This is a genomic window from Burkholderia sp. HI2761 (assembly GCF_002223355.1).
GTDB lineage: Bacteria > Pseudomonadota > Gammaproteobacteria > Burkholderiales > Burkholderiaceae > Burkholderia.
In genome coordinates this window covers 138,792-157,037 of the sequence record NZ_NKFN01000007.1, presented here as the reverse complement: position 1 = coordinate 157,037, position 18,246 = coordinate 138,792, and the positions used below count along the sequence as shown (strand labels likewise).

At 68.0% G+C, this 18,246-nt stretch carries 19 protein-coding genes; 10 read left to right on the top strand and 9 right to left on the bottom strand.

Annotated features, from left to right (window positions below; translation table 11 throughout):
• The first annotated feature begins 69 nt into the window (after nt 1-69).
• Nucleotides 70-402, top strand: coding sequence for a DUF1731 domain-containing protein (locus CFB46_RS36460; protein ID WP_089500740.1), 333 nt, complete (start codon nt 70-72; stop codon nt 400-402).
• 72 nt (nt 403-474) lie between these two features.
• Nucleotides 475-1,098, top strand: a complete 624-nt coding sequence (locus tag CFB46_RS18220) for a glutathione S-transferase family protein (RefSeq protein ID WP_027781625.1) — start codon at nt 475-477, stop codon at nt 1,096-1,098.
• 74 nt (nt 1,099-1,172) lie between these two features.
• Here CFB46_RS18220 and CFB46_RS18215 read toward each other — a convergent pair whose 3' ends face one another.
• Complete coding sequence (locus tag CFB46_RS18215) at nt 1,173-2,594, bottom strand: serine hydrolase domain-containing protein (protein ID WP_089500739.1); 1,422 nt, start codon at nt 2,592-2,594, stop codon at nt 1,173-1,175.
• A 242-nt stretch (nt 2,595-2,836) separates the two neighbouring features.
• Between CFB46_RS18215 and CFB46_RS18210 the strand changes: the two genes are divergently transcribed.
• From CFB46_RS18210 to CFB46_RS18195, 5 genes are all read left to right on the top strand, one after another.
• Nucleotides 2,837-3,256 (top strand): HIT family protein, encoded by a 420-nt coding sequence (locus tag CFB46_RS18210; protein ID WP_089500738.1) that lies wholly within the window; start codon nt 2,837-2,839, stop codon nt 3,254-3,256.
• Nucleotides 3,257-3,508: 252 nt separating this feature from the next.
• A complete protein-coding gene (locus CFB46_RS35940; protein ID WP_175888582.1) occupies nt 3,509-3,685 on the top strand; it encodes a hypothetical protein in 177 nt (58 codons plus the stop codon).
• Between the two features lie 167 nt (nt 3,686-3,852).
• Nucleotides 3,853-4,512, top strand: a complete 660-nt coding sequence (locus CFB46_RS18205; RefSeq protein WP_089500737.1) for a methyltransferase family protein — start codon at nt 3,853-3,855, stop codon at nt 4,510-4,512.
• Between the two features lie 375 nt (nt 4,513-4,887).
• The gene (locus CFB46_RS18200) at nt 4,888-5,325 is read left to right on the top strand and encodes a hypothetical protein (RefSeq protein ID WP_027781621.1); all 438 of its coding nucleotides are present in this window, start codon (nt 4,888-4,890) and stop codon (nt 5,323-5,325) included.
• A gap of 851 nt (nt 5,326-6,176) precedes the next feature.
• Entirely contained in the window at nt 6,177-7,013 is an 837-nt protein-coding gene (locus tag CFB46_RS18195; protein WP_027781620.1) for a bifunctional allantoicase/(S)-ureidoglycine aminohydrolase, read from the top strand.
• A 79-nt stretch (nt 7,014-7,092) separates the two neighbouring features.
• Here CFB46_RS18195 and CFB46_RS18190 read toward each other — a convergent pair whose 3' ends face one another.
• Both CFB46_RS18190 and CFB46_RS18185 read right to left on the bottom strand, forming a co-directional pair.
• A complete protein-coding gene (locus CFB46_RS18190; RefSeq protein WP_089500736.1) occupies nt 7,093-7,506 on the bottom strand; it encodes a hypothetical protein in 414 nt (137 codons plus the stop codon).
• Nucleotides 7,507-7,757: 251 nt separating this feature from the next.
• Nucleotides 7,758-8,636 carry a helix-turn-helix transcriptional regulator gene (locus tag CFB46_RS18185; protein ID WP_089500735.1) on the bottom strand — a complete coding sequence of 293 codons (879 nt, stop codon included), beginning with the start codon at nt 8,634-8,636 and terminating at the stop codon, nt 7,758-7,760.
• A gap of 98 nt (nt 8,637-8,734) precedes the next feature.
• Between CFB46_RS18185 and CFB46_RS18180 the strand changes: the two genes are divergently transcribed.
• On the top strand, nt 8,735-9,625 hold the full coding sequence (locus tag CFB46_RS18180) for an SDR family oxidoreductase (protein WP_089500734.1): 891 nt from the start codon (nt 8,735-8,737) through the stop codon (nt 9,623-9,625).
• A 353-nt stretch (nt 9,626-9,978) separates the two neighbouring features.
• Here CFB46_RS18180 and CFB46_RS18175 read toward each other — a convergent pair whose 3' ends face one another.
• On the bottom strand, nt 9,979-10,773 hold the full coding sequence (locus tag CFB46_RS18175; RefSeq protein WP_089500733.1) for an aminoglycoside phosphotransferase family protein: 795 nt from the start codon (nt 10,771-10,773) through the stop codon (nt 9,979-9,981).
• A gap of 242 nt (nt 10,774-11,015) precedes the next feature.
• Here CFB46_RS18175 and CFB46_RS18170 point away from each other — a divergent pair, with 242 nt between their 5' ends.
• The gene (locus CFB46_RS18170; protein WP_089500732.1) at nt 11,016-13,145 is read left to right on the top strand and encodes a penicillin-binding protein 1A; all 2,130 of its coding nucleotides are present in this window, start codon (nt 11,016-11,018) and stop codon (nt 13,143-13,145) included.
• 8 nt (nt 13,146-13,153) lie between these two features.
• On the top strand, nt 13,154-13,765 hold the full coding sequence (locus tag CFB46_RS18165; protein WP_089500731.1) for a trimeric intracellular cation channel family protein: 612 nt from the start codon (nt 13,154-13,156) through the stop codon (nt 13,763-13,765).
• Between the two features lie 28 nt (nt 13,766-13,793).
• On the opposite strand, the gene CFB46_RS18160 is transcribed toward CFB46_RS18165, so the two are convergent.
• The 5 genes from CFB46_RS18160 to CFB46_RS18140 form a co-directional block, all read right to left on the bottom strand.
• Complete coding sequence (locus tag CFB46_RS18160) at nt 13,794-14,183, bottom strand: VOC family protein (protein WP_089500730.1); 390 nt, start codon at nt 14,181-14,183, stop codon at nt 13,794-13,796.
• A gap of 103 nt (nt 14,184-14,286) precedes the next feature.
• Nucleotides 14,287-15,108, bottom strand: a complete 822-nt coding sequence (locus CFB46_RS18155) for a heme ABC transporter ATP-binding protein (protein WP_089500729.1) — start codon at nt 15,106-15,108, stop codon at nt 14,287-14,289.
• Nucleotides 15,109-15,127: 19 nt separating this feature from the next.
• Complete coding sequence (locus CFB46_RS18150; RefSeq protein ID WP_089500728.1) at nt 15,128-16,222, bottom strand: FecCD family ABC transporter permease; 1,095 nt, start codon at nt 16,220-16,222, stop codon at nt 15,128-15,130.
• A 15-nt stretch (nt 16,223-16,237) separates the two neighbouring features.
• Nucleotides 16,238-17,155, bottom strand: a complete 918-nt coding sequence (locus CFB46_RS18145; protein ID WP_089500727.1) for a heme/hemin ABC transporter substrate-binding protein — start codon at nt 17,153-17,155, stop codon at nt 16,238-16,240.
• Nucleotides 17,152-18,243 carry a hemin-degrading factor gene (locus tag CFB46_RS18140; protein ID WP_089500726.1) on the bottom strand — a complete coding sequence of 364 codons (1,092 nt, stop codon included), beginning with the start codon at nt 18,241-18,243 and terminating at the stop codon, nt 17,152-17,154. The genes CFB46_RS18145 and CFB46_RS18140 overlap by 4 nt, the downstream gene beginning before the upstream one ends.
• Nucleotides 18,244-18,246: the final 3 nt, after the last annotated feature.

Sequence of the window (18,246 nt, the reverse complement as noted above, 5' to 3'; positions counted from 1 at the left end):
GCGGCGGCGTACGCGTGAAGGCAGTCGATCGATTCATGATGCTTGCGACAACAAGAAGGAGTGCAAAGCATGGAATCAAGTGAATTGGTTCTCTACTTCGACGGGCGATGTCCGTTATGCGTTGCGGAAATCCGGCGTCTCGGCGCCCGCGACGCACGACACCGGCTGGCGTTCGTCGATATCGCCAAGCCGGGGTTCAATCCGGCGCCGCTGGGCGTCGACTTGCCCGCGCTGAATCGCGAACTGCTGCTGGACGGGCAGCGCGTGCTGCCGGCACGGCTGCATCAGGACGGATTCATGTTCCGCTTCCCGACGGCCGAGCACGCGCTGCGCGACCTGACGAACCGGCCGCACACCGATTTCGCGTCCGCGGCCTGCCGTTTCCCGCGCGGTCGTGTATAAATTCGGCGTGAACGCATTCGGAGCGTGCCGCGCGCCCCGAACGCTCCGCACCCGACCCCACAAGGAGACTGCATGCTGCACGTCCTCGGCAAGATTCCGTCCATCAACGTCCGCAAGGTGCTGTGGCTGTGCACCGAACTGAACCTGCCGTTCGAGCAGGAAGACTGGGGCGCGGGCTTTCGCACGACCCACGAACCGGCCTATCTCGCGCTGAACCCGAACGCGCTCGTGCCCGTCATCAAGGACGACGATTTCGTGCTCTGGGAATCGAACACGATCATCCGCTACCTCGCGAACCGCTACGGCGGCGATGCGCTGTATCCGGCCGAGCCGCAGGCGCGTGCGCGGGTCGACCAGTGGATCGACTGGCAGGGCTCGGACCTGAACCGCTCGTGGGTCGGCGCATTCCTCGGCCTCGTGCGCAAATCGCCAGATCACCAGGATCCGGACGGCATCGCACAGTCGATCGCGGGCTGGACGAAGCACATGCAGGTGCTGAATGCGCAGCTCGAAAAGACCGGCGCGTACGTGGCGGGCAACACGTTCACGCTCGCGGACATTCCGGTCGGCCTGTCGGTGAACCGCTGGTTCGGCACGCCGTTCGAGCATCCGGACCTGCCAGCGGTGTCGCGCTATATCGAACGTCTCGCGACGCGCGAGGGTTTCAAGCAGTACGCGGGCAGCGCGAATCCGTAATGCGGCGCGGATAGCGCGTGAAGCGGCGGCGTCACTGCCGCCGCTTCACGCGCCCGGCGGATAATCGCCCGTCGTCACGCACCGGGCGCGGGCACCGCGTCGAGCACGCGCGCGAGAAAGGCCTCGTGATTCCACGCGGCTTCCGGCCGCGACAGCCCGAGCCGCACGACCACCAATTGGCGGCTCGGCACCACGCTCACGAACTGGCCTTCATGGCCGACCGCGTGAAACGCGTCGGCCGGCATCGCCCGCGCGTGCGGATCGCGATCGTTGAACGGCTCCGGCACCTTGACCCACAGCTGCGCGCCGAATTCCTGCCGCGACGACAGCGGCGTCGCGCGCGTCAGGTAGCGCACCCAGCCTTCCGGCAACAGCCGCTGCCCGTTCCACACGCCGTCCTGCAGCAGAAGCTGCCCGAAGCGCGCCCAGTCGCGTGCGCTCGCATACATGTACGACGCGCTGACGAGCGTGCCGGACGCATCGGGCTCGAACACCGCGCTGCGCATCCCGAGCGGCGCGAACAGCGCACGGCGCGGAAACGCGAGGTAGTCGTCGTCGCGGCCGCCCAGTGCTTCGCGCATCACGCGCGCGACGATCGCGCTCGTGCCGCTCGAGTAGGACCACTGCGCGCCGGGCGTCGCGGCCAGCGGCTTCGCCGACGCGAACCGCGCGGTATCGGGCTGCGTGAACAGCATCACCGCGACGTCGGACAGCGGGTCGTCGTAGTCCTCGTTGAATTGCAGGCCGCTCGTCATCCGCAGCAACTCGTCGAGCGTGATGGCCGCGCGAGGATCGCCGCTGCCGCGCCATTCGGGCAGTAGCGCCGACGCGTCCGGCGACAGCTTGTGCCGCGCGACGAGCGTGCCGACCAGCGCCGCCGTGACGGTCTTCGTCATCGACCAGCCGGGCAGCGGCGTGTCGGCCGTGAAGCCGGGCGCATAGCGTTCGGCGATCACCTGGCCGCGCCACATCACGACCACCGCGCGCGTGCGCCGAGGCCGCGCCGGATCGGGTTCGTCGAACGCGCGGTCGAGCGCGGTCTGCAGCTTGTGGGCGTCGATGCCGGCGGGCGGCGTGGCCGGTGCGGCCGATGAGGGTGGCGCGGGCGGCAGGTCGGGGAGGGGCGGCAACGCGGCGGGCAAGGTCGCTGCCGCCGCCCCAGTCGGGGATCCGAGCGCGAGCGTGCAGCCGAGTCCCGGCCGGAAGTCGGCTTCGCGTTCGGCGAAGCCGGCGAACGTCGCCACCGCGCGATGATGGTCGGGGTCGATCGACGGGCGCACCAGTTTCAGAAGCGGATGGACGCCGGCCATGATGTCGACGTCGATCACGGACGCGGCCGGGCGGCCCGACACGAACACGCCGGAACACAGCGCCTTGGCCGCATAACCGGTCGCGATCGGCGCGAGCCGGGACAGCATGTAGCCCGTGTAGCCGATCGCGCCAACGAGCGCGAGCGCGACACCGCGCAAAATCAGCTTCTTGAGGGGGATCGTCATGCGCGAGCGTCCTCGATGGCGTGCCGGCCGGCAACGATCCGGCAGTGTCGCAGGTTCGGGCGATGCGTTGCAATCGCGACCGCGTGACGCGCGATGGCGGCCGCATGCGTTCGCGCTGCCGCGCGCTCGACGGTTCGGCACGCGTCGCGCGTTGGGCGAGTTGATATCGGGCGGGCCATCGGCCGATAATCGTCCGGGATTGCTCTGCCAGTCCCACTGTCCAACCGAGATCGGAAAACGCCATGTCCTACGACAACAACAACCCGTTCGCCAAAATCCTGCGCGGCGAACTGCCGTGCGTGAAGGTCGCCGAAGACGACGCGACGCTCGCGATCATGGATCTGATGCCGCAGGCCGACGGTCACGTGCTCGTGATTCCGAAGGAGCCGGCCGCGCAGATTTTCGAATTGTCCGGCGAGGCGGCCGCGGCCGGCATCCGCATGACGCAGCGCGTCGCGGCGGCGGTGCGCACGGCGCTCGAGCCGGACGGCGTGTTCATCGGTCAGTTCAACGGCGCGGCCGCTGGCCAGACGGTCCCGCACGTGCATTTCCACGTGATTCCGCGCTGGGAAGGCGCGGAGTTGCGGATGCATGCGCGCGACATCGCCGACGCGGCGACGCTCGAAGCGCTCGCGCAGCGCATTCGCGCCCGCTTCGTGTAACAGCCTGACGCACCGGGTGCGGCGGCCGTCCACCGGCCAGCCGCCGCGCCGCCAAAGCCTGTTTCGGCGGTCACACCAGGTAACACGTGTAACCGCCCGGGAAACTCGGCCGGCCAGGCCCGGCGCTAGACTCCGCGCATTGTTTCATCGAGCGACAGGAAGGGCGGATCGCCTCTTCGTGCCGGCCGCCGCCCGTCGCGGCGGCACGGCCTTCGCGCGGTGCCATTCGTCTTTCGCGCCGGGAACCGAGCCATGTCCAGACTTCTCATCACGCTTGCCCTGATCGGCGGCCTGTCCGGCTGCTACGTCGCGCCGCCGTACGGCTACGCGCCCGCGCCGGCCTACTACGGCTATGGCTACGGTTATGCGCCCGCATACTACGCGCCGCCCGTCAGCATCGGAATCGGCGGCCACTTCCGCATCCGCTGATCCGGCACCCGATGCCCGCCTCGGCCGCCCCGACTGTACCGGCCGGTCGGCTACCGTTAGCCAGACGATGCGCGTGAACGCGCGCGCCGCATGACGGCGGCGCACGGCATCCGGTGTGCGCAGTTCCTATACTTCACAGGAAAGCGCATCCCCGCGAGGCCGTCATCATGACAATTACCCCCAAGGTCGTCGTCCTGTCGGGCGTCGCCACGCTCGTCTATCTCGGGCTCGCCGTGCTCGGCAGCGGCGGGTTCGCTGCCTTCTTCTCGCATCCGCCGTTCATCGTCATCGCCGTCGCGACGTTCGCGATGGCCGCCGCCGTGCTGTTCACCGAAGGCAACCTGAGCAGCGGCGAGCGCGAGAACCGCGACAACCGCTGGGTGCTCGCGGCGTTCGCGGTGAGCGGCTTCCTGCTCGCGTACCTGCCCGCGCTGACCGACTGGCTCGACGTCTGGACCTTCGGCGGCGACACCGTGCGCTGGATCGGCGTCGTGCTGTACCTCGCGGGCGGCGTGCTGCGGATCTGGCCCGTGTTCGTGCTCGGCAAGCGCTTCAGCGGGCTCGTCGCGATCCAGCCGGGCCATACGCTCGTGACGGGCGGCATCTACAGCCGCATCCGCAATCCGAGCTATCTCGGCCTGCTCGTCAATTCGCTCGGCTGGGCGTTGGTGTTCCGCTCAGGCGTCGGCGTGCTGCTGGTCGTGCTGACGCTGGTGCCGCTCGTCGCGCGGATCCGCTCGGAGGAGGCATTGCTGCGTTCGCAATTCGGCGCCGAATACGACGCGTACTGCGCGCGGACGTGGCGGTTGCTGCCCGGCGTGTATTGACCCCGTCATCTTTCGGCGGCCCGTCGTTCGGATGCCGCTTACGGCGTGTGCAGATGTGTTGCCACGTGTGTCTCAAACGTGCGACCGCATGCGTGAGGCGCCTGTCCCGGTACGGGGACGGACCCTTGCGTTCGTCAATACCGACAAGGGTTTCGAGCGATTTCCGGTACGCGTTCGACATGCGTGATTCGTAAACAACTTGTTACCAGAATGTCCACGGCACGAATGTGGGACCGGTGCTATTCTTCGCCGCAAGCTCATTGAAATGAATTGGTCCGCGGTTCGGCACAATGCCTGGCCCGACGTCGATCGATTCAGATCGTCGTACCGAGCGGACCTCGATAACCAGAATTGCGAACAAGGAAGAATACGGGAATGTGGAAGAAAATCGCCCCCGCTCTCGTCGTCGCCGTGCTGACCGGCGCGACTGCACTGCCGGCAGTAGCCGGTGACTTGAACAATGCGCTCGGCGGCGCGCTCGGCGGGGTTGCCGGCGCAGCGGTCGGCGGCGCGGTCGGCGGCAGCACCGGCTCCGTCATCGGCGGCGCGATCGGCGGCGGCGCCGGCGGCGCGGTGACGTCGAACCGTCGCGAGCGCACCGGCGCGATCATCGGCGGCGCCCTCGGCGGCGGCGCAGGTACCGCGGCAGGCAATGCGATGGGCGGCCGTACGGGCGGCCTGCTGGGCGCGGCGGTCGGCGGTGGCGCCGGCGCGGCACTCGGCGGCAACATGTCGCGCAGTTCGTACGATCGCGATCATGGCGACCGCGGCTACCGTCACCGCAAGCATCGTCACCACCGCGACTGGGACTGATCGCCGCTGGCGCGGCACGGTGCGCGACTCGCGCACCGGCGCGCCGACGGCGTCGGCATCCCGACGCGAGCTTCAGCCCGGCGCCCTGCCGGGCCGCTTCGCCGGCCAGACCGGCGATTCTCCTCCGGCTTCATCAGCCGCGGCCATGTGCCTGATCGACGGGCCGGTCATTCTTCTCCCGCCGTTTTTCCGTTTCTCGACGATATCGTCTGCCGTGTCCGAATGCGTCCGGACAGGGTTGGCCGAATCACATCTGTTTTTCGTTCGACACGTCGGCTCGTTCCAAGCTGATCGGAGCGTATCCCGAGATCCTGCCGCAGCGATCCGCTGCCGCGCACGTAGCAAACGCCTTCGATCCGCGTAACGGGATGCTGCATCGAGAGCGGCGCTTGCACACTGCGTTGCCGTGCACGGACGCATCGCACGAACATCGCAACGGTCAGGATTTCCCTGATGGTCGGCCCGCCCCGCAACGCTCCTCCACTGCGCATCGCGGGTGCCGACGGGTAGTGCGAAATCGAATGGATGTCATCGCAACATTTAATTGGTCGATCGGGATCGACTTCGCTATCGTCGGCGATGCTCGCTACGGAATCGAACCGTGCCGCCGTCCGCGCCTCGCCGCATGATCGAGAGCGCAGCGGCGCGGCCGGCAGCCCGACAACCCGGGCCGCCGTGTCCGCTGAACCGGACGGACCCGACGCGAAGCCTGGCCGACCGATCGAAGGCGCACGCGCTTTCAAGCCACCCCGGGAACGATGTCCCGCCGCCGCATGCGTGCCCCACGCGCATGCGAACCGCCCGATGCCGTTAGCGCCCGGGGCCGGACCAACCCATTGCCTGGATGCAATATGTCTAAGACAACGTATTACGCGCCGCATGGCGGCCACCCGCCGCAGACGGATCTGCTGACCGATCGCGCGATGTTCACCGAGGCGTACGCGGTGATCCCGAAGGGTGTGATGCGCGACATCGTCACGAGCTGGCTGCCGTTCTGGACCCACACGCGCCTGTGGGTGATCGCCCGCCCGCTGTCGGGTTTCGCGGAAACCTTCTCGCAGTACATCGTCGAAGTGAATCCGGGCGGCGGCAGCGACAAGCCCGAGCAGGACAAGAACGCCGAAGCCGTGCTGTTCGTCGTCGAAGGCGAAGCCGAGCTGACGCTGCAGGGCAAGCAGCACACGCTGAAGCCGGGCGGTTATGCGTTCATTCCGCCGGGCGCGGACTGGACGCTGCACAACGTCAGCGATGCCGCGGTGCGTTTCCACTGGGTGCGCAAGCACTATCAGGCCGTCGACGGCATTCCGCTGCCGGAAGCGTTCGTGACCAACGAGCAGGACGTCGAGCCGATCCCGATGCCGGGCACCAACGGCGCATGGGTGACGACGCGCTTCGTCGACATGAGCGACATGCGTCACGACATGCACGTGAACATCGTGACGTTCGAGCCGGGCGGCGTGATTCCGTTCGCTGAAACGCACGTGATGGAGCACGGCCTGTACGTGCTCGAAGGCAAGGCCGTTTATCGCCTGAACCAGGACTGGGTCGAGGTGGAAGCCGGCGATTTCATGTGGTTGCGCGCGTTCTGCCCGCAGGCGTGCTATTCGGGCGGCCCTGGGCGGTTCCGTTATCTGCTGTACAAGGATGTGAACCGTCACATGAATCTGACGCTGAACCCGGCGCGCTGAAACGCCGCGCAAGTCGGATACGAAAGCCCGTCGGTGCAAGCCGGCGGGCTTTTTTTCGGGTGCGTCGTGGGTCGGAAAGTCAGCGGATAAGCTGTCCGACAATCCGAACCCAAACCGTTCGAAGGCGGCGTGCGCGGTCTTCGAAAAGGTATGAGGCCGCAAGCGCCAGGAGACCTGAAATCGCACCCGTCACGATGTGCTCGACATAGGGGATACGGTAACGACTCGTGTGCGAGTAGGCATCGCCCAACGTCGTCAGCACGCCAACGACCAGCGCATTGCCGTATCGATGCGCGTAGAGTTTCGAGACAGGCGTGAAAGTCAGGAGTACAGCCAGAAGGCCGGTAAGCAGACCGGTATGAAATGCGATAGTCCAGTGCGCCACGCTCGTGATGTTTCCCCAGCTCCCCGGCATGCAGGTCATGCACGCACTGGTCGGCTGCCAGAAACGCTGAACAAACAGTCTGACGCGGTGCTTCCACTCGGTTGACATGCTGCGTTTCCATCAATGCCGTCGTCACGGCCGACGCCACTACGCGTAGACGGGGCGGCTGTGCGCCGTAGAGGCCGGGCACTCACCTGAACATGCGGGAATACTACTCCACGATCAGACGTCCGCTGTTTCGAGCGAGCCCGGGATTCAGCGCTTGCGTCTATCGGTGCGGCCCCGTCCGTGACGCGCATCGAACGATGCGCTGGCGCGGGAAGGCGACGGCTGGCGTCGACCCTGAACAGTCGCCGACGTCATCCAGCTCGTACGTCCTCTTGCGACGCATCTTCGGCCACAGCGTCGCGCTGATGTAGTGCGGCAAGCGCCCTGATTCGCTCCGCGACTTCACTGTCGAGCGGCGTATAGATGATCAAGCCCAGGTCTGGCCGACCGTCAACGGAAAGTGCCGAGTACTCCAGTTCGACCGTGCCCAGCGTGGGATGCTGAAGTCGCTTGACGCTGTCTCCTTCGCTCTGGTCAAGTACCTCGTTGTCCCGCCACAGCGCGTCAAACTCCGCGCTAAGATCGCGCAATTCGGCAACCAGCTCGCCGACCTCGGACGCGAGACCCGCGCGAGCCACATCTGCTCTGAACGCGCCTACCACGACACGGGCGATGCTTTCCCAATCGTGCTGCTTCTCGCGGACGGCGGGATTGCGGAACAGGAATTGGAGAATATTGCGCTGACCGGACGGCAAGGTCCCGTAATCAGTCAGCACCACCGCGGCGGCACGGTTCCAGGCAACGACGTCCCAGGTAGCGGTCTTGATGATCGCCGGGCTGGCGTCCAACGAATCGAGCAGCCGCTGCAACCGAGGATTGACAGTGTTGACAGGGTTATAGCGGACGTCGGGCGGCCGCCCAAGCCCGAGCATGAAAAGATGCTCGCGCTCGGCAGGCGTCAGCATCAGGGCACTGGAGATCCGGTCCAGCACCTCCGCAGAAGGCGCACCGCCACGCCCCTGTTCGAGCCATGTGTACCACGTCGGGCTGATATTGGCGCGCTGGGCCACCTCTTCACGGCGTAGTCCAGGCGTTCGCCTGCGCCCGGTAAATCCAAAGCTCGCGGGGTCAAGGCGCGTCCGGCGGCTTCTCAGAAAATCTCCAAGCGACCTGGGCGTATTGACTGACATAGTGAACCTGTTAGTCACTTTACTATGATGAGGTCACTACTTTAACGGGATAACAAATGATCGGATAGTGGACACCTGACGACCAAGGAGGCTTCACCATGCGTATTTTCCTGACAGGTGCGACGGGCTTTATCGGTTCGGCGCTCGTTCCCGAACTCATTCGGGCCGGTCATCAGGTGATTGGTTTGACGCGCTCGGACGCGGGAGCGCGAGCACTCATCGACGCGGGCGCCGAGCCGCATCGCGGCACGCTCGAGGAGCCGGAAAGCCTGCGTAGCGGCGCCGCAAAGGCAGACGGCGTTATTCACCTGGCGTTCGACCACGATTTCACCCGGTTCGCCGAGAATTGCGAAAAGGACAGGCGCGCGATTACCGCACTCGGCGCCGCACTCGCGGGTTCCGATCGACCGCTGATCATCACGTCGGGGACCGGAATGGGCGGCGGCCAGCACGGCGAACCCGCGACCGAAGACGTCTTCAATGCCAGTCATCCCAATCCGCGCATTGTCTCCGAACTGACGGGGCAGACTCTGCTACAACAGGGCATCAACGTGTCGGTGGTACGACTGCCGCAAGTTCACAATCCGTTCAAGCAGGGTCTCATTGGGCCGCTTATCGACGTGGCTCGTGAAAAAGGTGTAGTTGCCTACGTCGGTGACGGAAGCAACCGCTGGGCGGCCGGCCACCTATCCGACGTCGCGCGTCTCTACCGGCTCGCACTGGAGGCGCGCGAACGGGGCGCGCGTTATCACGCTGTTGGCGAGGAGGGCATCAGCAGTCGCGAAATCGCCGAGGCGCTGGGTCGAGGCCTTGAGTTGCCAGTTATTTCGATCGCCCCGACGGAAGCCGCAGCGCATTTCGGATGGATGGGGATGTTCGTCGGGCTGGATATGCCCGCTTCGAGCGCGTGGACACAGGCGCGATTGGATTGGCACCCGACAGGACCAACACTGATCGAGGATCTCGACGAAGCGCGGTACAGGACATAAGCGTCGTTTTTGAGATTGCATTGCACGACGTTTTCCAGCTCCACTCGGACCTATCCGTCATTTCGTGGGCGGGGCATATCATGAGGCGTAAAAGTCATGGATATGCGGACGAAGAAGAAAAGGCAAACCGTAGCGCGTCAGGCATCGGCCCGCGGGCCGCTGCAGCCCGCCGGACAACGATTCCGAAATCTCTCGAAACTTTCATCGATATTGACCAAAGGCAAGCGGGTACTGAAGATTGTCGGTGATCGAGTCCTTATGGTCGAGCGTCTGAAACTGGCCGAATACCGGTGGTCTTCGCCGCTTTCCCGCGGAAATCCGCGATGGGTTGTTTTCATGGTCGTTGCGTATCGCTACAGCCCGAGCGCACCCGCCGCAAGCCTCGCGACCTGCAGCCGCGAATCGGCCGGCAGGTCGTCCTCCATCAACCACACGGCCGACAGCCCCGACCACGCGAGTATCCATTGCAGCAACCGCCGCCGGTCGAGCAGCGCCGCATCTGCCACGAGCACAACGCGCCGCTCGAAACGTACCGGATCGACCGCGATGTCGTGCGCAGGATTGCAGAACAGATTCGCGTAATCGAACGTGCGCTCGCCGCGCAGCCCTTTCGGGTCGATCGCGCGCCAGCCGCGATCGCCGAAATGCAGGATGTTGCCGTGATGGATGTCACCATGCAGCACGACTTCGTCGACGGACGGCTCGGCCAGTAACTGGCGTGCGATCGCTGCCGAGCGCCGCAGCGCGTCGTTGTCAGCATCGTTCGACAGCAACGCGTAGAACCAGTCATGCAGCGGCACGACCGTAGGCACCTGCGGCGCACGATGCGCGTGCAGCCGCGCGACGACGTCGCAGGCGATGCGCATCGTGTCGTCATCGTGGCCCGCTGCCGACAACGCGGCCAGCGACGGCGCCGGCTGCGCGCGTTCGAGCAGGATCGCGTCACCGTCGTGTCGCCACACCTGCGCGGCGCCTTGCCCGTTCCACCAGGCCATCAGTGCATTGCCGCGCCGTTCTTCGTCGCACGTCGCGACCTTCAGCATCGCGGGCCGCGCGTACCAGACGACCGGCAGCAGGCCGCCGCTTGCGGTCAGGATCGGGCCGCCGTCGGGAACGAGGCCCCACAGGTCGAGGTATCGATCAAACATCCGACGATGGTACAAGCGAACCGGTTCACGCGCCCGGCGCGCTCGGTCGCGACGACATGCCGCAGACCCGCATGCACGGTGCGAGCGGGCCCCAAAGCGCTTTCCTAAATAAAATTTAGCCAGCCAAACTTTGGCTAAAGAATGTTCCGGTTTCGCGCCATCCCTTCGACAATGCGCGCCTTTCGTGACCGATCGGCGCCGCTCGCGCGCCGGCCGTCGCGGCACTGAAGAAGGAGCCCGACATGACCGACCACACCGCCAATCCGCCGCCGCCGCCCGCGCCGCCATCCGCACCGCCGCGCCGCCGCCGCGTATGGCGCACGCTCGCGGGCGCGTTGCTCGGGCTGACGCTCGCATGCGCGGGCATCGGCGCATGGACGATCGATCGCATCTGGACGCAGTTGCCGTCCGTCGAGCACCTGGCTGTCTATCGTCCCGCGCTGCCGCTGCGGATCTTCTCGCGCGACGGCGACCTGCTGGCCGAATACGGCGTCGAGCGGCGCGAGTTCGTGCCGCTCGAACGCATCCCGCCACTGATGCGGCACGCGCTGCTTGCGGCCGAGGACGCGAAGTTCTACGAACACGGCCCGGTCGATGTCGGCGGCCTCGCGCGCGCGACGTTCGCGAACGTCGTCACCGGGCAGCCGGGGCAGGGCGGCAGCACGATCACGATGCAGGTCGCGCGCAACTTCTACCTGACGCGCGACAAGGTGCTGAGCCGCAAGCTCGCCGAGATCCTGATGGCGGCCAAGCTCGAACGCGAATACAGCAAGGACAAGCTGCTCGAGTTGTACATGAACGAGATCTATCTGGGCGAACGCGCGTACGGCTTCGCGGCCGCCGCGCACGTGTACTTCGGCAAGCCGCTCGACGCGCTGAGCGCGGGCGAGGCGGCCGTGCTCGCCGGGTTGCCGAAGGCGCCGTCCGCGTTCAACCCGGTCGTCAATCCGGCGCGCGCGACCGCGCGGCGCAATTACGTGCTCGGCCGGATGCACGCGCTCGGTCAGATCGATGAGGCGACGTATCGCGCGGCCGTCGACGCGCCGGTCGCGCTGTCGACCACGCCGCCGCCCGGGATCGTCGCGGCGCCGTACGTCGCCGAGCGTGCGCGCCGAATGATGGTCGAGCGGTTTCGTGACGACGCGTACACGCTCGGCCTCGACGTGACGACGACGATCTCGATGCGCGACCAGCGCGCGGCCGAAGCCGCGCTCGAGCGCACGCTGAGCCGGCAACCGCGCGCGAAGCGCGACGCGCGCAACGGGCTCGAAGGCGCGCTCGTGTCGCTCGATGCGGCCACCGGCGACATGCTCGCGCTGGTCGGCGGCGCGGATTTCAATCGCAACGTGTTCGATCACGCACTGCAGGCGTACCGGCAGCCGGGGTCGAGCTTCAAGCCGTTCGTCTATTCGGCGGCGCTGGAGAAGGGCTACTTCCCCGGCGTGCTCGTCGACGATACGCAGCGCACGCTCACGCACGCGGAAACCGGCGCGCGGCCGTGGCGTCCGCGTAATTTCGGCAATCGCTATGAAGGCTTCATCCCGGTGCGGCGCGGGCTCGTGCGCTCGAAGAATCTGGTCGCGGTCAGCCTGATGCAGGCCACCGACGCGCGCTACGTGCAGCAGCACGCGGTGCATTTCGGCTTCGACGCGCAGCGCAATCCGGCATCGCTGCCGCTCGCGCTCGGCGCGGGCGCCGTGACGCCGCTCGAACTTGCGAGCGCATACAGCGTGTTCGCGAACGGCGGGACGCGGATGGAGCCGCGCCTGATCCTGTCGGTGAAGCAGCGTCACGGCGGCGCGATATACGAGGCGACCGTGCCGGCGGGCGAGCGGGTCGTGTCGGCACGCAATGCGTTCGTGATGGACAGCATGCTGCGTGACGTCGTGCGGGCCGGCACCGCACGCGGGGCGCTCGCGCTGCGGCGTGACGACGCGGCGGGCAAGACGGGCACGTCGAACGGGTCGAAGGACGTGTGGTTCGCCGGCTACTCGTCGGGCATCGTCGCGGTCGCGTGGCTCGGCTACGACACGCCGCGCCCGATGGGGCGCGCGACCGGCGCGACGCTGGCGTTGCCGGTCTGGCTCGACTACATGAAGACGGCCGTCGACGGGCGCACGCCGGTCGATGCGACGCCGCCGCAGGACGTCGCGCTCGTCGACGGCGATTTCGTGTACGCCGAATACACGCGCGGCACGTGCACGGCCGACGTGCCGACGTATATCCGCAGCCGCTTCGCATGCGGCGGCGCGGCGGTGCGGGACGCGTCGGACACGCCTGCCGACAACGGCAGGCCCGGCGAGCCGATGCCCGCCGCCGTCGATGCGGCCGAGCGCGAACGCGTGCTCGACCTGTTCCGGACCGACGACTGACGCGCGCCATGCATACGCTCTATCTGATCGCGATCGTCGCGGAAGCGATGTCGGGGGCGCTGATGGGCATGCGCCGCGGGATGGACCGCTTCGGCCTCGCGCTCGTCGGCGCGGTGACGGCGCTCGGCGGCGGCACCGTGCGCGACGTGCTGCTTGGCCACTATCCGCTCGGCTGGATCGCGCATCCCGAATACCTGGTGATCACGCTCGTCGCGGCGACCGTCGCATCGTGGGCGGCGCGGCACGTCGTGCGGATGAAGACGCTGTTCGTCACCGTCGATGCGATCGGCCTCGCGGCGTTCACGATCATCGGCTGCGACATCGGCGCGTCGACCGGCACGGCGCCGATCATCGTCGTGCTGGCCGGCGCGATCACGGGCGTGTGCGGCGGGATGCTGCGCGATTTGCTTTGCAACGAGATGCCGCTGATCCTGCGCGAGGAACTGTATGCGAGCGTCGCGTTCGTCACGGGCGCGCTGTATGTCGGGATGCAGCATCTCGGCATCGACGCGGGATTCGCGACGCTCGTCGCGCTGGCGGCCGGTTTCTCGATGCGGATGCTCGCCGTGCGGCTCGGCTGGAAGATGCGCAGCTTCGGCGCGGCGGACGTCGAGCATTGAGCGCTCGCGCCCGAGCGCGCGCCGGCGTTCAGTCCGGCTGCATCACCTGGAAGACGTTCCCTTCCGGATCGATGCCGTCGACCATCCGGTACGGGAAACCGTCGTAGCGCTTGAGATCGCGCACGGTCACGCCGTCGCGGGCTAGCCGGTCGCGATATGCGTCGATATCGGCGTCGATCGTGAATACGAGCTTCACGTTGCTGGCGGCCGCGTTCGCGTTCGTGCTTGCTGATGCGGCCGCATGGCGGAACGCCGGGCCGGCCCGATGCAGCGCGAGTTCGATCGCGCCCGCGTCGAGCACGGCCCATTCGCCGTCGATTTCTTCGATGACGGGCAGCGCGAAATACCGTTGATAGAACGTCTTCAGCAACGCGAAGTCGTGGACGTACAAGATGATGCGGGTCATTGGAAGCGTCATGGGGGGCCTCGAAGGTGAGATATGACAGATCTAGAGAGAACGCCGCAGCCGAAGGCAGCGTACGACATCGAGCGACGCAACGATCATGCGACACCCGCCCGCGCTACGCGGGTACCATCACCGGCGGCGTGCCGTCGCCGGTTTCCACCATCTTCACCGCGAAACCATAGCACCGCGCGATATGGGCAGGCGTCATCACGTCGCGCGGGGCGCCATGCGCGACGATCGTGCCGTCGGCGAGCATCGCGATCGTATCCGCATGCCGCGCGGCGAGATTCGGATCGTGGACGATCGCCAGCACGCCGAGCTGCCATTCGCGCGCGACGGCGCGAACGGTATCGAGCAGCCGGTGCTGGTGCGCGAGATCGAGCGCGGCGGTCGGCTCGTCGAGCAGCAAGTAACGTGGGCCGGGTTCCGTCGCGTCGTGGTCCGGCCACAGCTGCGCGAGGACGCGGGCGAATTGCACGCGCGCGAGCTCGCCGCCCGACAGCGTCGTGACGTCGCGGCCGACGAGCGCTTCGGCGCCCGCGCGTTCGAGCGCGCGCCAGGCGATGTCGCGATCGCGATGTGACGTGGCGCCGCTGCGCCGCGCATGCGGATAGCGGCCGAGCAGCACGATTTCGTCGACGCTGAACGGGAAGGCCGGCTGCGCGGCCTGCGGCAGCACCGCGCGCAGGCATGCGAGCCGCGGTGCGTCGATGCGCGCGAGCGGTTCGCCGTTCAGCGTGACGTCGCCCGTCACGCGCACGCCGTTTGGCGCGACGTTGCCGGTCAGTTCGCCGGCGAAAGTCTTCAGCAGCGTGCTCTTGCCCGCGCCGTTGCGGCCGAGCAGCGCGGTCACGCGGCCGGGTTCGATCGACAGCGACAGGTCGTGCAGGATCGTGGCGTGCCGGCGGGCGACGTCGACGTGGTGGGCAGTCAGCATGGTTGTCGTGAAAAAGGGATTACCCGCCGAGCGCGCCGCGGTTCTTCCACAGCAGCGCGAGGAAGAACGGCGCGCCGAGCAGCGCGGTCAGCACGCCGAGCGGAATGTCGGCGGGCGCGGCGACCGTGCGCGCGGCCAGATCGGCCGCGAGCGTCAGCAACGCGCCAAGCAATGCGGCGCCGGGCAGCACGATGCGCTGGTCGGGGCCGCACGCGAGGCGCACGCAATGCGGCGCCACGAGCCCGATGAAGCCGATGATGCCCGCGCACGACACGAGCGCGCCGATCGCGAGCGCGACCGCGACGAGCACGCGCCGCTTCAGTTGCTGCACGGGCACGCCGAGATGCAGCGCCTCGGTTTCGCCGAGTTGCAGCGCGTTCAGCGCATCGCGTTCGCGCACGAGCAGCACGCAGCCGATCGCGACGCACGGCGCGACGGCCGCCAGCGTCGACCATTGCGCGCCGCCGAGGCTGCCGAGGCTCCAGAAGGTCAGCGAACGCAGCTGCGCGTCGTCGGCCACGAACGTGAGCAGCCCGATCGCCGCGCCGGCCAGCGCATTGATCGCGATGCCCGCGAGCAGCAACAGCGGCAGCGCAAGCCGGCCGCGCGACGCGGCCAGCCGGTAGACGAGCGCCGCGACCGCGAGGCCGCCCGCGAACGCGGCGACCGGCAGCGCGGCTGCGCTCGCGTGTGCGGCGAAGAGCGCGGGGCCGAGCACGATCAGCGTGGTCGCGCCGAGCGCGGCGCCGCTCGACACGCCGACGAGGCCCGGATCGGCGAGCGGATTGCGGAACAGCGCCTGCATCGCGGCGCCGGTCGCGCCGAAGCCGCCGCCGACCAGCAGCGCGAGCGCGACGCGCGGTGCGCGGATGTCGAGCAGCACGGCGCGCGCCTGTTGCGCGGCCGGGTCGCCGCTCAGCGCGGCCCAGGCTTCCGCCAGCGGAATGCGGTACGCGCCGACGCACAGCGCGACGACGGACATCGCGCCCACCAGAACGGCGAGCGCGGCCAGGACGAACGGCGCGAAGCGGCGCGACGTGCCGACGCGCGCGGCGCCGGCGCCGGTGCGCGAGGCGGGCGATGGCGCGTCGAAGGGCGAAGCGTGAGCGGGCATCGTGTCGATCCGGGATCAGGCGAGCGCATCCGACAGACGTCGATGCAGGGTCGTGACGGCGAGCGGCAGGCGCGGGCCGAAGCCGAGCAGGAACAGCGCGTCGAGCGATACGACGCGCCGCGCGCGGCCGGCCGGCGTCGCGCCGAAGCCGGGTGTCGCGAGCAGCGCGGCGTGACCGCCGACGGCCGCCAGCCCTTCGTCGGAAATCAGCACGATGTCGGGGGCGGCGGCCGCGAGCGCCTCGGGCGTCAGCGGCTTGTAGTGATCGAAGCCTTGCATCGCGTTGCGCGCGCCCGCATAGCGGATCATCGCGTCGGCGGCCGTGCGCTGGCCGGCGACGAGCGCCTGGGTGCCGGTATGGTTCAGCACGAACAGCACGCGCGGCGGCTGCGCGCCGCCGGGTACGCGCGCGGCGACTGCGTCGCGTGCAGCCTGCCAGTCGCGATCGAAACGCCGCAGCAGCGCGGCGCCCGCATCGCGCACGTCGAGCGCCTGCGCGACGCCGGTGATCTTCGCGCGCACCGATTCGACGTCGTGGCGCTCGTCGAACGTCGTGACCGGGACGCCAGCGCCTTTCACTTGCGCGATCGCCATCGGCGGGCCGGCTTCCGCCGATGCCAGCACGAGATCGGGCCGCAGCGACAGGAGCCCTTCGGCCGACAGCGCGCGCTGGTAGCCGACCTTCGGCAGGCGCTTCGCGGCGTCGGGGTACGTGCAGGTCGTGTCGGCGCCGACGAGCCGGTAACGCGGCGTCTCGGCGCCGCCGAGCGCGAATGCGGTCTCCGCGAGCGCGCCGCCGATCACGATCACGCGCTTCGGTGCGGCCGGCGCAACTTGTGCGAGCACGCTACCGGGCAGCGCGCCCGCGAGCGCGCCGGCCGCCGCGCTCGCCAGCACCGCGCGGCGGCGCGGATCGAATGGCCGCGCGCTCACCGCGCGTCCCCGCGTGCGGCCGGCGGCAGCGTCGCGACGAGCGCGCGCCAGTCGTCGCGTTCGACCTTTCCCGGCTTGCGCTCGCCGAACAGCAGCGCGACGTGGTCGCCCTGCCGGTCGAACAGTTCGAGCGACGTGACGATGCCGTCGCTCGTCGGCTTCTTCACGACCCATGCGGCGGCGAGCAGGTCTTCGCGCACGTGCAGGTTGAAGCCCGGATCGAGGACGTTGATCCACGCGCCGACCTCGCGCACGTTCGCGACGGGCCCCGTATGGATCTGGATCATCCCCGCGTTGCCGACGAACACCATGATCGGCTGGCCGCTTTGGGCTGCCCGTTCGAGCACATGGCGCAACGCATGCGCGGTTTCGACCGGATACGCGTATTGCGGGTCGGCGAGGCGCAGCGCCTGCATGCGGCTTACGCCGAAGCGCTGCGTGATGCCGAAGAACTGGTGCGTGTCGGTCATCGCGTCCCATGCGGCGCGAAAGCCCGCGACGTCGATCTCGCTGTCCGCGCGCTCGGGCGTTTTCGGCGCGGCGGGCGCGACGTCGAGGCCGGCTTCCTGCGACGGCGCGCGCCAGCGTTCGACGAACGCGTCGTATGCGGCGTGATCGCTGTGCGCGCGCAGGTAGACCTTGTGGATCGCATGGCCTTGCGCATCGAAGAACTGCAGGCTCTTCAGCGGGCCGTGCGCGGTCTCGTCGCGCACCGCGAACGCCGACACCCAGTGACGATAGAAGATGCGCAGGTCGATGTCGCCGAGCGCGAGGCCGACGGGGCCGTCGTGGCTCATCTGCGCGTACTCGCCGTCTTTTTCGTGGACGGCCGTGTCGTTGCGCGTCAGCGCCATCACGCGGCCGAGGCGCGGCATTTCCTCGAACATCGCCGGAAAGCGCGCGTCGAGCCGCACGACGTGCTCGCCGACGAACGCGGCGAGCGCCTCGCCTTCGCTGACGCCGAGCGCCTGCGCGACGTCGCGGTTGCGCAGCTGCCGCTCCGTCTTGAGCTTGATGAACGCGTCGCGCAGTGCGGCGGCCGCGCGGGCCGGCGTGGCCGATTGACCGGGAAGGGCGGATTGCATCATGTC